Source organism: Microbacterium rhizosphaerae, assembly GCF_034120055.1.
GTDB classification, from domain to species: domain Bacteria; phylum Actinomycetota; class Actinomycetes; order Actinomycetales; family Microbacteriaceae; genus Microbacterium; species Microbacterium rhizosphaerae.
This window is the reverse complement of record NZ_CP139368.1, coordinates 1,801,737-1,815,835: the sequence shown is the minus strand read 5'-3', so window position 1 is coordinate 1,815,835 and position 14,099 is coordinate 1,801,737. Positions and strand designations below refer to the sequence as shown.

Here is a 14,099-nt window from a genome sequence, read left to right as displayed (position 1 = left end):
AGCGGCCGGCGTCAGAGGCGGCCGCTGCGATGAGTCGCAGCGGTCGACCTCAGCGAGCGAAGTACCCGCGGTAGTACTCGTAGACCCATCCCACGATGGCCACGACGAACACGGCGATCCCGATGGGCATCATCCACGTGCCGACCGCCAGGCCGATCATGCCGAGGGCAGCCGCCGATGCGAGCACGATGGGCCACCACGACCAGGGCGAGAACTCGCCGAGCTCGGGGTCGCCGTCGTCGATGTCGGCCGTGAGCACGTCCTCGGGCAGCTCACCGCCCTGGGCGCGGTGCACGCGCTGCATGTAGAACGCGATCAGCGCGGACATGAGAGCCGTGAACAGCAGGGCGACAGTGCCGACCCACTCGGGCTCGCCATGCTCGAGGATGTTCCATCCCGTGTACAGCGCCGCGACGATGAGGAAGAAGGCGCAGAGGATCCACCAGAGGCCGGTGTTGGTGCGCATCTACTTCGCCTCTCCTGCGACGACCACAGTCTCGTGGGTTTCGGCGGACACCGGGTACTCGGCTGCCTCCGGGTGGTTCAGGTCGAACGCGGGACGCTCGCTGCGGATGCGCGGGATCGACGTGAAGTTGTGCCGCGGTGGCGGGCACGACGTCGCCCACTCCAGCGACGCGCCGTATCCCCACGGGTCGTTGACCGTCACCCGCGGTGCCTTGCGCGCAGTGATCCACACGTTCAGCAGGAACGGGATCATGGATGCCCCGAGAAGCATCGCGCCGATCGTCGAGACCTGGTTCATCCACGTGAAGCCGTCGGATGCGGCATAGTCCGCGTAGCGGCGGGGCATCCCGTCGACACCCAGCCAGTGCTGGATGAGGAACGTCATGTGGAAGCCGATGAACAGCATCCAGAAGTGGATCATGCCGAGTCGCTCGTTGAGCATGCGCCCCGTCCACTTCGGCCACCAGAAGTAGAAGCCGGCGAACATGGCGAACACGACCGTGCCGAACACCACGTAGTGGAAGTGGGCGACGACGAAGTACGAGTCGGACAGGTGGAAGTCGAGCGGCGGAGCGGCGAGGATCACACCGGTCAGGCCACCGAACACGAAGGAGACCAGGAAGCCGAGCGCGAACACCATCGGTGTCTCGAACGTGACCGATCCTCGCCACATCGTGCCGATCCAGTTGAAGATCTTCACGCCCGTCGGCACGGCGATCAGCATCGTCATCAGCGCGAAGAAGGGCAGCAGCACGGCGCCGGTGACGTACATGTGGTGGGCCCACACCGCGACCGAAAGGGCAGCGATCGAGATCGTCGCATAGACGAGGGTCTTGTATCCGAAGATGGGCTTCCGGCTGAAGACGGGGAACACCTCGGAGACGATGCCGAAGAACGGCAGCGCGATGATGTACACCTCGGGGTGGCCGAAGAACCAGAACAGGTGCTCCCACAGGAGGACGCCGCCGTTGTGCGGGTCGTAGATGTGCGAGCCGAGCACACGGTCGGCTGCCGCAGCGAGGAGGGCGGCCGCCAGGACCGGGAACGCCATTAGGACCAGGATGCTCGTGATGAGCGCGTTCCAGGAGAAGATCGGCATACGCCACATGGTCATGCCGGGCGCGCGCATCGTGATGACCGTCGTGATGAAGTTCACGGCGCCGAGGATGGTACCGAAGCCGCTCATGCCCAGACCGAGCATCCAGAGGTTTCCACCAGCGCCCGGGGAGAAGGTCGCGCTCGCCAATGGCTGATAGGCGAACCATCCGAAGCCCGCCGCGCCCTGCGGAGTGAGGAAGCCGGCGACGGCGATCGTCGAGCCGAAGAGGAACAGCCAGAACGCGAAGGCGTTCAGTCGCGGGAACGCGACGTCGGGCGCGCCGATCTGCAGCGGCAGGATCGCGTTCGCGAAGCCCGCGAACAGCGGCGTCGCGAACATGAGCAGCATGATCGTGCCGTGCATCGTGAACAGCTGGTTGTACTGCTCCTTCGTCGGGATGATCTGCATCCCCGGCTCGAAGAGCTCGGCGCGGATGATCAGGGCCATCACGCCGCCCAGCATGAAGAACAGCACCGAGGCGATCAGGTACATGTACCCGATCGTCTTGTGGTCAGTGGAGGTGATCCACTTGACGACGATGTTGCCCTTCTGTCCGACGCGCGTCGAGCTCAGCAGAGCCGCCTGGCGCGGCGGAAGGGTCGTCGGGCGGCCCTGGGACTCCTGCAGCGGAAGCGTCGTCGCCATGGTCACTTACCTCCCTCGAGGTTGGTCGCGTCCGTGCCGGGAACATTGTTCAGCCGGTCGTACGCATCGGTGATGTCACCGGTCTGGCCCGCGTCGCGCAGGTCGGAGAGGTGCTGCTGGTACTCCGCCTCGCTGACGACCTTCACATTGAAGAGCATCGCCGAGTGGTATTCGCCGCAGAGCTCGGCGCACTTGCCGGCGTACGTGCCCTCACGCGTCGGCGTGAAGGACCACGAGTTGTCGCGGCCGATGTACATGTCCTTCTTGTAGAGGAAGTCGATGATCCAGAACGAGTGGATGACGTCGCGCGACTGGAGGTCGATGCGCACCGTCTTGTTCACCGGCAGGTACAGGGTCGGAAGCTTCGACTGGTCGTAGTTGCCGTCGGACGCTCGCGGCTGCGCCTGCACGCCCATGGACCACACGGCGTCCGAGTGATCCGACTGCGTGCCGTTGTACTGGAAGTCCCACGCCCACTGCTTCGCGATCGCGATGATCGACACGTCGGGATGCTCGTCGACCGTCTCGATCGTGGCCTGGTCGCGTGCCGTGAAGGCGAACATGCCGAGGATGAGGATGAACGGCACGATCGTGTAGAAGATCTCGATCGGCATGTTGTAGCGCAGCTGCACCGGGAGCCCGACCTGGCCCTTGCGGCGCCGGTAGGCGACCATCGCCCACAGCATCAGGCCCCACGTGATGATGCCGACGCCGAGCAGCACGATCCACGAGTTGACCCACAGGCTCGCCACCATATCGGTGCGGTTCGTCGTAGGCACGCCGGACGCATCGAAGCCGGGCAGGAAGCCGTGAAGTTCGGTGGGCGAGCATCCCGCGAGGGTGACTGCCGTTGCGATCCCGAGGGGGATGACGGCCCAGCGGAGGCGTCGTTTCGAGTGCACGGTGCACCTTTCCGGAAACAGGGAAGTTACCTTCGTCAGTCTAGGGCAACCTCTCACCGCATTCCGGTCATTTGCCCAGCCGGTGAGAGGTCGCGGGCCCGGTTTCCCGGGCGCGCGAAGACACCGGCCCCGAGCGGCCGGTGTCTCGATGCGCGATCAGTGGAAGCTGTCTCCACAAGCGCAGCTTCCCGAGGCGTTGGGGTTGTCGATCGTGAACCCCTGCTCCGAGATCGTGTCCTTGAAGTCGATCGTCGCGCCGTCGAGGTAGGGCACGCTCATGTCGTCGACGATGACCTCGACGCCGTCGAAATCGACCGTCTTGTCGCCGTCGAGATAGCGCTCGTCGAAGTAGAGCTGGTAGATCAGGCCCGAGCATCCACCCGGCTGCACGGCGACGCGCAGACGGAGGTCGTCTCGCCCCTCCTGCTCGAGGAGGCTCTTGACCTTCGCCGAGGCGGCATCGGTGAGCAGGACGCCGTGGGCGCTGGCGGTCTGGTCGGTCGACAGGGCTGTATCGGTCATGATGCTCCTTCTGACGGGATGCTTCGAGTCTACGCCCCGCGCGCGTCGAGGCTCTCCAGGAGGAGCGCCTCGGCGAGGACCGCGTGACGGAACGTGTCGATGTGCAGGGACTCGTTCGGACTGTGCGCCCGCGTGTGCGGGTCCTCCACGCCGGTGACGAGGATCTGCGCGCCGGGGAACTCGCGGACGAGATCGGCGATGAAGGGGATCGACCCGCCCACGCCGACGTCGACGGAGTCGGCGCCGTACCCCTCGGCGAGCGCCTCGCGCGCGTCTGCCACCGCCCAGCCGCCGGAGTCGACCAGGAACCCGTCGCCGCAGTCGATGTCCGAGAACTCGAGCTGCGCACCCCACGGCGCGCGGGCGCGCAGGTGCGCCTCGATCGCCTCGTAGGCGTCGCGGGCGCGCTGCCCCGGGGCGATGCGGGCGCTGATGACGACGGAGACCTCCGGCGCCAGCGTGTTGGACGCCGCTGCCACCGAGGTGTGGTCGATGCCCGTGATGGTGATCGACGGCTTGTTCCAGATGCGGCTGAGGATGGTGCCCGTGCCGATCGCGCTGACTCCGTCGGGTAGACCCGCCTCGGAGCGCAGCGTCTCCTCCGTGTACTGCGGGGTCTCGGCATCCCGCTCGGTGAGACCCGGCACCGCGACCGCGCCGTGCTCGTCCCACAGCGTGGCGAGGAGTGTGACCGCCGCCATCATCGCGTCCGGCACCGCACCACCGAACATGCCGGAGTGCGACGCGTGCTCGAGCGTGCGCACCGTCATGGTGAAGCGCGCGTTGCCGCGGAGCGAGACGGTGAGCGCCGGGGTGACGTCATCCCAGTTGCCCGAGTCCGCGACGACGATGACGTCGCTGCGCAGGGCGTCCGCGTTGTCGGCCAGGAACTGCCCGAACGAGCGCGAGCCGTGCTCCTCCTCGCCCTCGATGAACATCGAGATGCCGAGGTCGAAGTCGGCGCCGACGGCCTCCACGAGTGCACGGATCGCGGCGATGTGCGCCATGACACCGGCCTTGTCGTCGGCGGCGCCACGACCGTACAGCCGCCCGTCCCGGACCGTGGGCTCGAACGGCGGGGTGTCCCACAGGGCGTCGTCCCCCGTCGGCTGGACGTCGTGGTGCGCATACAGCAGAACGGTCGGACGGCCGTTGCGCGCGACGCGACGGGCGAGCACGGCCGGCTGGCCGACCTCGTCGGTCCCGGGGATGGCCGCGGTCTTCACCTCGACCGAGTCGAAGACCCCGGTCTGCTCGACCAGCGCAGCGACGGCGTCGGCGCTCCGGCGCACCTGGGTCTGGTCGAACGCGGGCCACGCGATGGACGGGATGCGGACGAGGGTGCCGAGATCGGCGAGGGCGGCGGGGATGCCGGCGGCCGCTGCCTCGCGGATCGCCTCCCGTCGGGACAGCTCAGAGGTCATGCCGGTAATCTTAAGGGAACCCCGTCCGACGTTCCGAGGATCACAGTGGCCAAGACACCCGCACCCGCACCGCACGACGCACCTGCCGGCGACGCCGGCGCACCCGGCGGGAAGGGTCGGCCGACGCCGTCCCGCGCGGAGCAGGAGGCGGCGCGCAAGCGGCCTCTGGTGCCGGACACGAAGGAGGCGAAGGCCGCCGCTCGCGCGGATCTGGCCCGCCAGCGCGACAAGGCGCGCCTCGGCATGGCCTCCGGCGAGGAGAAGTACCTGCCTGCTCGCGACAAGGGTCCGCAGCGCCGCTTCGCGCGCGATTTCGTCGACGCGGGCTGGCACCTCGGCGAGATCGTCATGCCGGCGATGGTGCTCGTGATCGTGCTCACGTTCGTTCCGGTCGGCGGCATGCAGTACTGGTCGTTCGTGGGCCTGTGGATCTTCATCTTCTTCGTCATCGGCGACATGATCATCACGTCGATGCGCATCAAGAGCGCCGCCAAGGCGAAGTTCGGCGCGACGAAGCTCGAGAAGGGCCTCGGCTGGTACGGAGCGATGCGCTCCATCCAGATGCGCTTCATGCGACTGCCGAAGCCGCAGGTGCGCCGCGGCCAGTACCCGGCCTGACCCGCCCGGCGCTCAGCGCACCGCGAGTGCGCGGTTGATCTGGCGACCCCAGAGCGGGCCGCGGTAGAGGAACGCCGTGTAGCCCTGCACGAGGTCGGCACCGGCATCCAGCCGCTCCTGCACGTCGGCGGCGGTTTCGACGCCGCCGACCGACACGACGGCGAAGCCCTCCGGCACCGTCGACCGAACAAGCTTCAGCACGGCGAGCGAGCGCTTCTTGAGAGGTGCGCCCGACAGTCCGCCCTCCCCCGCTGCCGCCACGATCGCCGGATCGGTCGCCAGTCCCTCGCGGGAGATCGTCGTGTTGGTGGCGATGATGCCGGCGAGGCCGAGATCGACCGCGAGCAGGGCGATGGCCGTGATCTCGTCGTCGGGCAGGTCGGGCGCGATCTTGACCAGAAGCGGAGTACGGCCCGCGGCATTCTTCACCGCCGTCAGCAGCGGACGGAGCGTCTCGACCGCCTGCAGACCACGGAGCCCGGGCGTGTTCGGTGACGACACGTTGACCACGAGGTAGTCGGCCAGCGGCGCCAGCAGCGTGGCGCTGCGCACGTAGTCGGCCGCCGCGTCGGCGACCTCGACGACGCGGCTCTTGCCGATGTTCACGCCGATGACGACGTCGCGATCGCGCCGGCGCAGCTTCTGGAGACGGCGGGCGGCGGCCTGCGCTCCCTCGTTGTTGAAGCCCATCCGGTTGACGACGGCGCGATCCGGGATGAGGCGGAACAGCCGGGGCTTCGGGTTGCCGGGCTGCGGGATCGCGGTCACGGTGCCGATCTCGACGTGGCCGAACCCGAGGGCCGCGAGACCTTTCACGCCGACGACGTTCTTGTCGAAGCCGGCCGCGACCCCGAACGGCGACGGGAAGCTCAGACCGAGCGCCTCGGTGCGCAGCTCCGGCGCCGGCGCCGTCAGCGCGCGGGCGATCCAGGCGAACGGCGGGACTCCCGCGATCCGGATGACGAGCATCGCGGCGTGGTGCGCGAACTCCGGGTCCAGGCGCGACAGGACGGTGCGGAAGAACAGGGGATACATCCCCGCCAGGCTACCGGGAGGCGGCATCCCCCGACGATTCGGCGGTCGCGGCGGCCTTGTCGGCGTGATCGGCACGCAGCTGGGCGATCGACGCCTCGAAATCGTCGAGCGACTCGAACGCCTGGTAAACGCTGGCGAATCGCAGGTAGGCGACCTCGTCGAGCTCGCGGAGCGGGCCGAGGATGGCGAGGCCGATCTCGTTCGTGTCGACCTGGGACGACCCGGTCTGACGCACGGCCTCCTCGACCGTCTGGGCCAGGACCGCCAGGTCGCCCTCCGTCACGGGACGCCCCTGGCAGGCCTTGCGAACCCCCGACATCACCTTCTCGCGGCTGAACGGCTCGACGACGCCCGACCGCTTGATGACATTGAGGCTCGCAGTCTCGATCGTCGAGAAGCGTCCGCCGCACTCCGGGCACTGGCGACGGCGGCGGATGCTGAGCCCGTCGTCGCTCGTGCGCGAGTCGATCACGCGGGAGTCGGGATGACGGCAGAAAGGACAGTGCATGTCAGACCTCGAATCGCGCCGCAACGGCTTCACCGTGCGCGGGCAGCTCCTCGGTGTTCGCGAGGGTCACGATGGCGTCGCGGACCGCGGCCAGCGCGTCGCGATCGTAGCTGATGACCTGCTGCGGTCGCAGGAACGTCGCGGCGGACAGTCCCGCGCAGTAGCGCGCCTGTCCTCCGGTGGGCAGGACGTGGTTGCTGCCGGCGAGGTAGTCGCCGAGGCTCACGGGAGCGTAGGCGCCCACGAACAGGGCACCGGCGTTGACGAACTCGTCGGTGCGCGGATTCTCGAGGTGAAGCTCCAGGTGCTCGGGCGCGTAGGCGTTGCTGAACGCGATCGCGGCATCGATGTCGTCGACGAGGACGATCGCGGACTGCGGGCCCACGAGCGCCTCCTGCGCACGTGCGCCGTTGTGCGTGGTCGCCGCGCGCGCCGCCGTGCGCCGGTCGACCTCGACCGCGAGCTCGGGACTGTCGGTGACGAGGACCGCCGAGGCCTGCTCGTCATGCTCCGCCTGGCTCACGAGGTCGGCTGCGACGAGGTCGGGATCCGCCGAAGCGTCCGCGACGACGAGGATCTCCGTGGCGCCGGCCTCGGCATCCGTCCCCACCCTTCCTGCGACGGCGCGCTTGGCGGCCGCGACGAAGTTGTTGCCCGGCCCCGAGACCACGTCGACGGGGTCCAGCCCGAGGCTGCGGACGCCGTACGCGAAGGCGCCGATCGCGCCGGCGCCGCCCATCGCGTACACCTCGGTCACGCCGAGGAGCCGGGCTGCGGCGAGGATGACCGGGTGGACGCGTCCGCCGTGCTCGCGCTGCGGCGGGGAGGCCAACGCCACCTGGGTGACGCCGGCGACCTGCGCCGGCACGACGTTCATGACGACGCTCGACGGATAGACCGCCTTCCCGCCAGGGACATAGACGCCGGCCCGACGGACCGGCTGCCAGCGCTGCTCGACGATCGCGCCGGGTGCGAGCTCGGTGACCGCGGGCGCCGGGACCTGCACGGCCGAGGCCGCGCGGACGCGGAGGATCGCCTCCTCGAGGGCCGCACGCACGTCGGGCGCCAGCGCCTCGAGCGCCTCGTCGAGCTGTTCGGCCGGGACGCGGATGTCGTGCCCTGACGCTCCGTCGAAGCGCTCGGCCTGCTCGCGGAGCGCTTCCTCTCCGCGCGCGGCGACGTCATGGACGATCTGCGCCGCAGCGGTGAGGGCCTGATCGCGCGCCGCCTCGGCGCGCGGGACGATGGTCAGCCACTCGGCCGCGGACAGCGTGCGGCCGCGAAGGTCGATGGTGCGGAGCATCCTGCCAGGCTACCGGCTCAGGACCTCGGGGCCGCCCGTTCCTGGGCCCGGGCGGACTCGCGCACGACGTCGATCCACCGGTCGGCCACGACCGACCATGTCGCCCGGAGGTCATCCTCCGCCGCGTGCACGTCGGAGACGACCTGGTCGGCGGTGAGGCCCACGGTGGCGAGGTCGGCGGTGCCCGTCGCCGTCCAGTCGACGGCCGTGCGGGTGGTCGCCTCCAGGTGGAACTGCAGGCCCCACGCGCTCTCGCCGACCCGGAACGCCTGGTTCGAGCAGCGCTCGCTCGTGCAGAGCGACACGGATCCTGAGGGCAGCTCGCGCACCTCGAGGAAGTGCCACTGGAGCGTGCGCAGGTCGTCCGGCAGATCGTGCAGGAGCGGATCGGAGGCCGCGGCATCCGTCATCCGCACCGCGCTCAAGCCGACCTCTCCCCCACGAGCAGCCTCGGCCACGTGACCGCCGGCGACGACCGCGAGCAGCTGTGCGCCGAGGCACACGCCGAGCAGAGGGATGCCGGCATCGAGAGTCGAACGCATGAGCTCGCGCGTCGGACCGAGCCAGGGTGCGCGCTCGTCCTCGAGCGGACCGGGCGTGCCGCCCAGGACCACGACGCCGTCGAACCCGCTCGCGCTCGTGGGGACGTCGGACCTCGCATCGGGTCCGACGACGTGGACGTCGACGTCGGCGGCCTGGAGGCGCTCGCCGATCAGCCCCAGTCCCGCGTCGGCCTCGTGTTCGACGACGAGGACGCGCAGAGAGTCGCCCCCACGCAGCGCGTCAGCCACGCGTGACGCCGGAGATGTCGCGCAGGTAGCCCACACGGCCGTCGTCGTTGCGCACGACGAAGGTCGATCCGCGGTCCTCGATCACGAGAGCCCACGCGGTCGGGCCGATGCGGAAGAGCGGGACGCCGTGCTCGTCGACCACGTCGCGCTCGACCGGGGAGAGGGCCCAGAACGCCTGATGTGCGACGGGTACCGCGACCGTCTCGGCATCGGTCTGCACCGCGTCGTCGCGCACGGCCTCGGTCCGGGTCGTGGCGGCCGCCGGCTCGGCGGGCTCGTCGGCGAGCGGAAGGATGGCCTCGACGGGAAGGTCGTGCTTCACCTTCGCGGGACGCGGTGCGCGAGGCGGGCGTGCCACGACCGGGCGCGGCGTCAGCTCCCGGATCGGACGCGCCGACGGCTGTGCCACGACCGGCTCGCGGTACTGGAAGTCGTCGCCGAGCACCGGCAGCCACTTCGCGGCCACCGTCAGGACGACGCCGCCGAGCATGAGCACGGCCTCGACCCACATCACCCACGATCGCACCCAGCCCCCGCCGGCGACGGCGATGGAGACCGTCTCCCAGATGTACTGCAGCCACAGGAGGAGGGAGACGGAGAAGACGACCGAGGCGAACTGGTCGATGCCGAGGGAGCCCACGCGCCGGATACCGGTCGGCGAGAGGCGGCGCAGCACGATGAGGAACACCGCCGCGGTGGGCAGCCCGATCGTGATGATCCACTCCAGCCCGTTCGTCCAGACCGAGCGGTCGCCGATGAGGTGGAAGAACGAGACGATGAAGGCGAAGATCCATACGATGCCGAGCGTGATCTCGCGGACGGAGAACGGGCCGATCCCGTAGTGCGGCGGGACGGCGACGTCTCCCGTCTCGCCGAGGTCCGTCTCGGTCGCGGCGGAAGCGTCGGAAGCTCCTTCCCCCGCATGCGTCGGCCCCGCATGCGTCGGCTCTGCGCCAGTCGGCTCTGCGCCAGTCGGCTCTGCACTCGTCGTCTCGACGCTTCCGGCGGCTCCTGTCGCGCCGTACGAGTTCGATCGCGTCGACCTGAGCGCGCCGGTGTCCGTCGTCCGCTCGGCGGGGGGCTCTGCCAGAGTGCCCGCCTGGTCGGCGCGGCTGTCGGCGGTGCTCTCGTTCTCGGGGCGGTCGGTGTCGGTCACGTGCGTTCCTTCCGTCTGCGCGGGTGGGGCGACCGCGCGGTGCGTCCGATACTACCCAGCGAGGTCGCGTGGCCTCAGCCGAGACACTGAGGTCCCAGCAGACCCTTGAGATCGCCGAAGAGGTCTGCCGAGATCGTCACCGGCATGGGCACTTCGAAGACCTTCGCGGTCGATCCGCGGTGCAGTCGCAGTGTCACCTCGGTCGATCCGCGGTGCCGTGACAGCACGCCGGCGAGCTCGGTGACCACCGCCTCCGTCGCGCGATGCTCCGGCATCACGAGGATGAGGGGGCCCGACGCATCCATCGCCCCGAGATCGGGAGCGAACGCCGACTGCGCGTGCAGATTCATGCCGTCGTCGCGCCGCGAGACACGTCCCCGGACGACGAGGATGCTGTCGGCCTGCAGCATCGTCTGGAACTCGGTGTAGGTCTTGCCCATGAACATCACGGTGATCTCTCCGTCGAAGTCCTCGATCGTGATCATGCCGTACGGGTTGCCGCTCGTCTTGGCCACGCGGTGCTGGACGCTCGTCACAAGCCCGGCGATCGTCACCTGCTCGCCGTCGCCGATGTCCTCATTGGCGAGGAGGTCGTGGATGCTCGTGGAGGCGTGTTTGGCGAGCGGCACCTCGAGTCCGGCCAGAGGGTGGTCGGACACGTACAGGCCGAGCATCTCGCGCTCGAAGGCGAGCTTGTCCTTCTTCGTCCACTCCGGACGCTCGGGCACCTTCGCGGCCCGCTGCGGCTCGTCGTCGCCCCACAGGCTGTCGAAGTCGAAGCCGACCTCGCCGTTCGCCTCGCGGCGCTTGTCGAGCACCGCCTGCTCGGTCGCGTCCTCGTGGATCTCCATGAGGGCGCGCCGCGTGTCGCCGAGCGAGTCGAAGGCACCGGCCTTGATGAGCGACTCGACGGTGCGCTTGTTGGCGACGTGCACCGGCACCTTCGAGAGGAAGTCGTGGAACGAGGTGAAGGCCGCATCGGCCCGCGCCTCGACGATCGCATCGACGACGTTCGCGCCTACGTTGCGCACGGCCCCGAGGCCGAAGCGGATGTCCTCGCCGACGGCCGCGAAGTACCGGATGGACTGGCCGACGTCCGGCGGCAGGACCCTGATGCCCATGCGCCGGCACTCGTTGAGGTACACCGCCATCTTGTCCTTGGAGTCGCCGACGCTCGTGAGCAGGGCTGCCATGTACTCGGCGGGATAGTGCGCCTTGAGGTAGGCCGTCCAGTACGACACGAGACCGTAGGCCGCGGAGTGCGCCTTGTTGAAGGCGTAGTCCGAGAACGGCAGGAGGATCTCCCACAGCGCCTCGATCGCAGGCTCGCTGTAGCCGCGGTCGACCATGCCCTGGCGGAAGCCCTCGTACTGCTTGTCGAGCTCGGACTTCTTCTTCTTGCCCATCGCGCGGCGGAGGATGTCGGCCTGGCCGAGACTGAATCCCGCGACCTTCTGCGCGATCGCCATGACCTGCTCCTGATAGATGATCAGGCCGTAGCTGATGTCGAGGATCTCCTTGAGCGACTCGGCGAACTCCGGATGGATCGGCGTGATCGGCTGCTGCCCGTTCTTGCGCAGCGCGTAGTTGATGTGCGAGTTCGCCCCCATCGGCCCCGGGCGGTACAGCGCGATGACGGCCGACACGTCCTCGAAGTTGTCGGGCTTCATGAGGCGCAGGAGGGAGCGCATCGGGCCGCCGTCCAGCTGGAACACGCCGAGCGTGTCGCCGCGCGTCAACAGGTCGTAGGACTCCTGGTCATCGAGCGGGAGGTCCTCGAGCACCAGCGGGTGGCCGCGGTTGGCCGCGATGTTGTCGAGCGCGTCGTTGATGATCGTGAGGTTGCGCAGCCCCAGGAAGTCCATCTTGATGAGGCCCAGCGACTCGCACGCCGGGTAGTCGAACTGCGTGACGATCTGGCCGTCCTGCTCGCGGCGCATGATCGGGATGATGTCGATCAGCGGATCGCTCGACATGATGACGCCGGCAGCGTGCACGCCCCACTGGCGCTTCAGGTTCTCGAGCCCGACCGCGGTGTCGAAGACGGTCTTCGCCTCGGGGTCGGTCTCGATGACCGTGCGGAACTCGACGGCCTCCTTGTAGCGCGGGTGGTTCGGGTCGAACATGCCCTCGAGCGGCATGTCCTTGCCCATGACGGCGGGGGGCATGGCCTTCGTGAGCTTCTCGCCCATGCTGAAGGGGAAGCCGAGGACGCGACCGGCATCCTTCAGCGCCTGCTTCGCCTTGATCGTCCCGTACGTGACGATCTGCGCGACGCGGTCGTCGCCGTACTTGTCGGTGACGTAGGCGATCACTTCGGCACGCCGGCGGTCGTCGAAGTCGACGTCGAAGTCCGGCATCGAGACGCGGTCGGGGTTGAGGAAGCGCTCGAAGATGAGGCCGTGCTGCAGCGGGTCGAGGTCGGTGATCTTCATGGCGTAGGCGGCCATGGAGCCCGCCCCCGAGCCGCGGCCGGGACCGACGCGGATGCCGTTGTCCTTCGCCCAGTTGATGAAGTCGGCGACGACGAGGAAGTAGCCGGGGAACCCCATCTGCACGATGACGCCGCACTCGTACTCGGCCTGCGCGCGGACCTCGTCCGGGATGCCGTTCGGGTAGCGGTGGTGGAGGCCCTTCTCGACCTCCTTGATGAACCACGACTCCTCGGTCTCGCCCTCGGGCACGGGGTAGCGCGGCATGTAGTTCGCGCTCGTGTTGAACTCGATGTCGCAGCGCTCGGCGATGAGCAGCGTCGAGTCGCATGCATCCGGGTGGTCGCGGAACACCTGACGCATCTCGGCCGGTGTCTTGACGTAGTAGCCGTCGCCGTCGAACTTGAACCGCTTCGGGTCGTCGAGGGTGGACCCGGACTGCACGCACAGGAGCGCGGCGTGGCTGTTCGCATCGTGCTGATGCGTGTAGTGGAGATCGTTGGTCGCGACGAGCGGGATGTCGAGGTCCTTCGCGATCTTCAGGAGATCCGTCATGACGCGGCGCTCGATCGACAGGCCGTGGTCCATGATCTCGGCGAAGTAGTTGTCCTTGCCGAAGATGTCCTGGAATTCGGCGGCGGCCGCGCGCGCGGCGTCGTACTGGCCGAGGCGCAGACGCGTCTGGACCTCGCCCGACGGGCACCCGGTCGTGGCGATGAGCCCCGCGCTGTAGGTCTGCAGCAGCTCGCGGTCCATACGCGGCTTGAAGTAGTAGCCCTCGAGGCTCGCGTACGACGAGAGCCGGAACAGGTTGTGCATGCCCTGCGTGGTCTCGGACAGCAGTGTCATGTGCGTGTAGGCGCCCGAGCCCGAGACGTCGTCGTCGTTCTGCTCCGGCGTGCCCCACCGCACGCGCGACTTGTCGGAGCGATGCGTGCCCGGGGTCACGTACGCCTCGATGCCGATGATCGGCTTGATGCCGGCATCCTTCGCCGTCTTGTAGAACTCGTACGCGGCGAAGGTGTTGCCGTGGTCGGTGACGGCGATCGCGGGCATCCCCTGTGCGACCGCCTCCTGCACCATCGGCCCGATACGGGCCGCTCCGTCGAGCATCGAATACTCGCTGTGCACGTGCAGGTGAACGAAGGAATCGGATGCCACGGATCGAGTCTAGGAGGGGGCTCCCCCACGCTCGGCCG

Annotated in this window: 12 protein-coding genes; 1 reads left to right on the top strand and 11 read right to left on the bottom strand. The window is 68.7% G+C overall.

Translation table 11 applies throughout. The features are described from left to right. Positions 1–49 precede the first annotated feature (49 nt). The 5 genes from SM116_RS07955 to SM116_RS07935 form a co-directional block, all read right to left on the bottom strand. Positions 50–466 carry a cytochrome c oxidase subunit 4 gene (locus SM116_RS07955; protein WP_320943908.1) on the bottom strand — a complete coding sequence of 139 codons (417 nt, stop codon included), beginning with the start codon at positions 464–466 and terminating at the stop codon, positions 50–52. Then, the gene (gene ctaD, locus SM116_RS07950; protein WP_320943907.1) at positions 467–2,209 is read right to left on the bottom strand and encodes an aa3-type cytochrome oxidase subunit I; all 1,743 of its coding nucleotides are present in this window, start codon (positions 2,207–2,209) and stop codon (positions 467–469) included. A gap of 2 nt (positions 2,210–2,211) precedes the next feature. Further along, the gene (gene ctaC / locus SM116_RS07945) at positions 2,212–3,111 is read right to left on the bottom strand and encodes an aa3-type cytochrome oxidase subunit II (RefSeq protein WP_320943906.1); all 900 of its coding nucleotides are present in this window, start codon (positions 3,109–3,111) and stop codon (positions 2,212–2,214) included. A 156-nt stretch (positions 3,112–3,267) separates the two neighbouring features. Beyond that, positions 3,268–3,633: an iron-sulfur cluster insertion protein ErpA gene (gene erpA, locus SM116_RS07940; protein WP_320943905.1), complete on the bottom strand. Its 366-nt coding sequence runs from the start codon at positions 3,631–3,633 to the stop codon at positions 3,268–3,270. 29 nt (positions 3,634–3,662) lie between these two features. Continuing rightward, a complete protein-coding gene (locus tag SM116_RS07935; RefSeq protein WP_320943904.1) occupies positions 3,663–5,057 on the bottom strand; it encodes a dipeptidase in 1,395 nt (464 codons plus the stop codon). Positions 5,058–5,102: 45 nt separating this feature from the next. Here SM116_RS07935 and SM116_RS07930 point away from each other — a divergent pair, with 45 nt between their 5' ends. Continuing rightward, the gene (locus tag SM116_RS07930) at positions 5,103–5,675 is read left to right on the top strand and encodes a DUF3043 domain-containing protein (protein ID WP_320943903.1); all 573 of its coding nucleotides are present in this window, start codon (positions 5,103–5,105) and stop codon (positions 5,673–5,675) included. A gap of 12 nt (positions 5,676–5,687) precedes the next feature. Here SM116_RS07930 and SM116_RS07925 read toward each other — a convergent pair whose 3' ends face one another. The 6 genes from SM116_RS07925 to dnaE form a co-directional block, all read right to left on the bottom strand. Continuing rightward, positions 5,688–6,710, bottom strand: a complete 1,023-nt coding sequence (locus SM116_RS07925; RefSeq protein ID WP_320943902.1) for a quinone-dependent dihydroorotate dehydrogenase — start codon at positions 6,708–6,710, stop codon at positions 5,688–5,690. A gap of 10 nt (positions 6,711–6,720) precedes the next feature. Next, complete coding sequence (gene nrdR, locus SM116_RS07920) at positions 6,721–7,218, bottom strand: transcriptional regulator NrdR (protein WP_320943901.1); 498 nt, start codon at positions 7,216–7,218, stop codon at positions 6,721–6,723. A gap of 1 nt (position 7,219) precedes the next feature. Further along, positions 7,220–8,521, bottom strand: a complete 1,302-nt coding sequence (gene hisD / locus SM116_RS07915; protein WP_320943900.1) for a histidinol dehydrogenase — start codon at positions 8,519–8,521, stop codon at positions 7,220–7,222. A 17-nt stretch (positions 8,522–8,538) separates the two neighbouring features. Then, the gene (locus SM116_RS07910) at positions 8,539–9,312 is read right to left on the bottom strand and encodes a type 1 glutamine amidotransferase (protein ID WP_320943899.1); all 774 of its coding nucleotides are present in this window, start codon (positions 9,310–9,312) and stop codon (positions 8,539–8,541) included. Further along, positions 9,305–10,468, bottom strand: coding sequence for a hypothetical protein (locus tag SM116_RS07905; RefSeq protein ID WP_320943898.1), 1,164 nt, complete (start codon positions 10,466–10,468; stop codon positions 9,305–9,307). The genes SM116_RS07910 and SM116_RS07905 overlap by 8 nt, the downstream gene beginning before the upstream one ends. Positions 10,469–10,542: 74 nt before the next feature. Next, positions 10,543–14,013 (bottom strand): DNA polymerase III subunit alpha, encoded by a 3,471-nt coding sequence (dnaE, locus tag SM116_RS07900; protein WP_425563277.1) that lies wholly within the window; start codon positions 14,011–14,013, stop codon positions 10,543–10,545. Positions 14,014–14,099: the final 86 nt, after the last annotated feature.

Bases quoted from the DNA above. Each gene is read 5' to 3' on its own strand.
- SM116_RS07955 (WP_320943908.1), bottom strand. From the start codon at position 466: ATGCGCACCAACACCGGCCTCTGGTGGATCCTCTGCGCCTTCTTCCTC.
- ctaD (WP_320943907.1), bottom strand. From the start codon at position 2,209: ATGGCGACGACGCTTCCGCTGCAGGAGTCCCAGGGCCGCCCGACGACC.
- erpA (WP_320943905.1), bottom strand. From the start codon at position 3,633: ATGACCGATACAGCCCTGTCGACCGACCAGACCGCCAGCGCCCACGGC.
- SM116_RS07935 (WP_320943904.1), bottom strand. From the start codon at position 5,057: ATGACCTCTGAGCTGTCCCGACGGGAGGCGATCCGCGAGGCAGCGGCC.
- SM116_RS07925 (WP_320943902.1), bottom strand. From the start codon at position 6,710: ATGTATCCCCTGTTCTTCCGCACCGTCCTGTCGCGCCTGGACCCGGAG.
- nrdR (WP_320943901.1), bottom strand. From the start codon at position 7,218: ATGCACTGTCCTTTCTGCCGTCATCCCGACTCCCGCGTGATCGACTCG.
- hisD (WP_320943900.1), bottom strand. From the start codon at position 8,521: ATGCTCCGCACCATCGACCTTCGCGGCCGCACGCTGTCCGCGGCCGAG.
- dnaE (WP_425563277.1), bottom strand. From the start codon at position 14,013: ATGCTCGACGGAGCGGCCCGTATCGGGCCGATGGTGCAGGAGGCGGTC.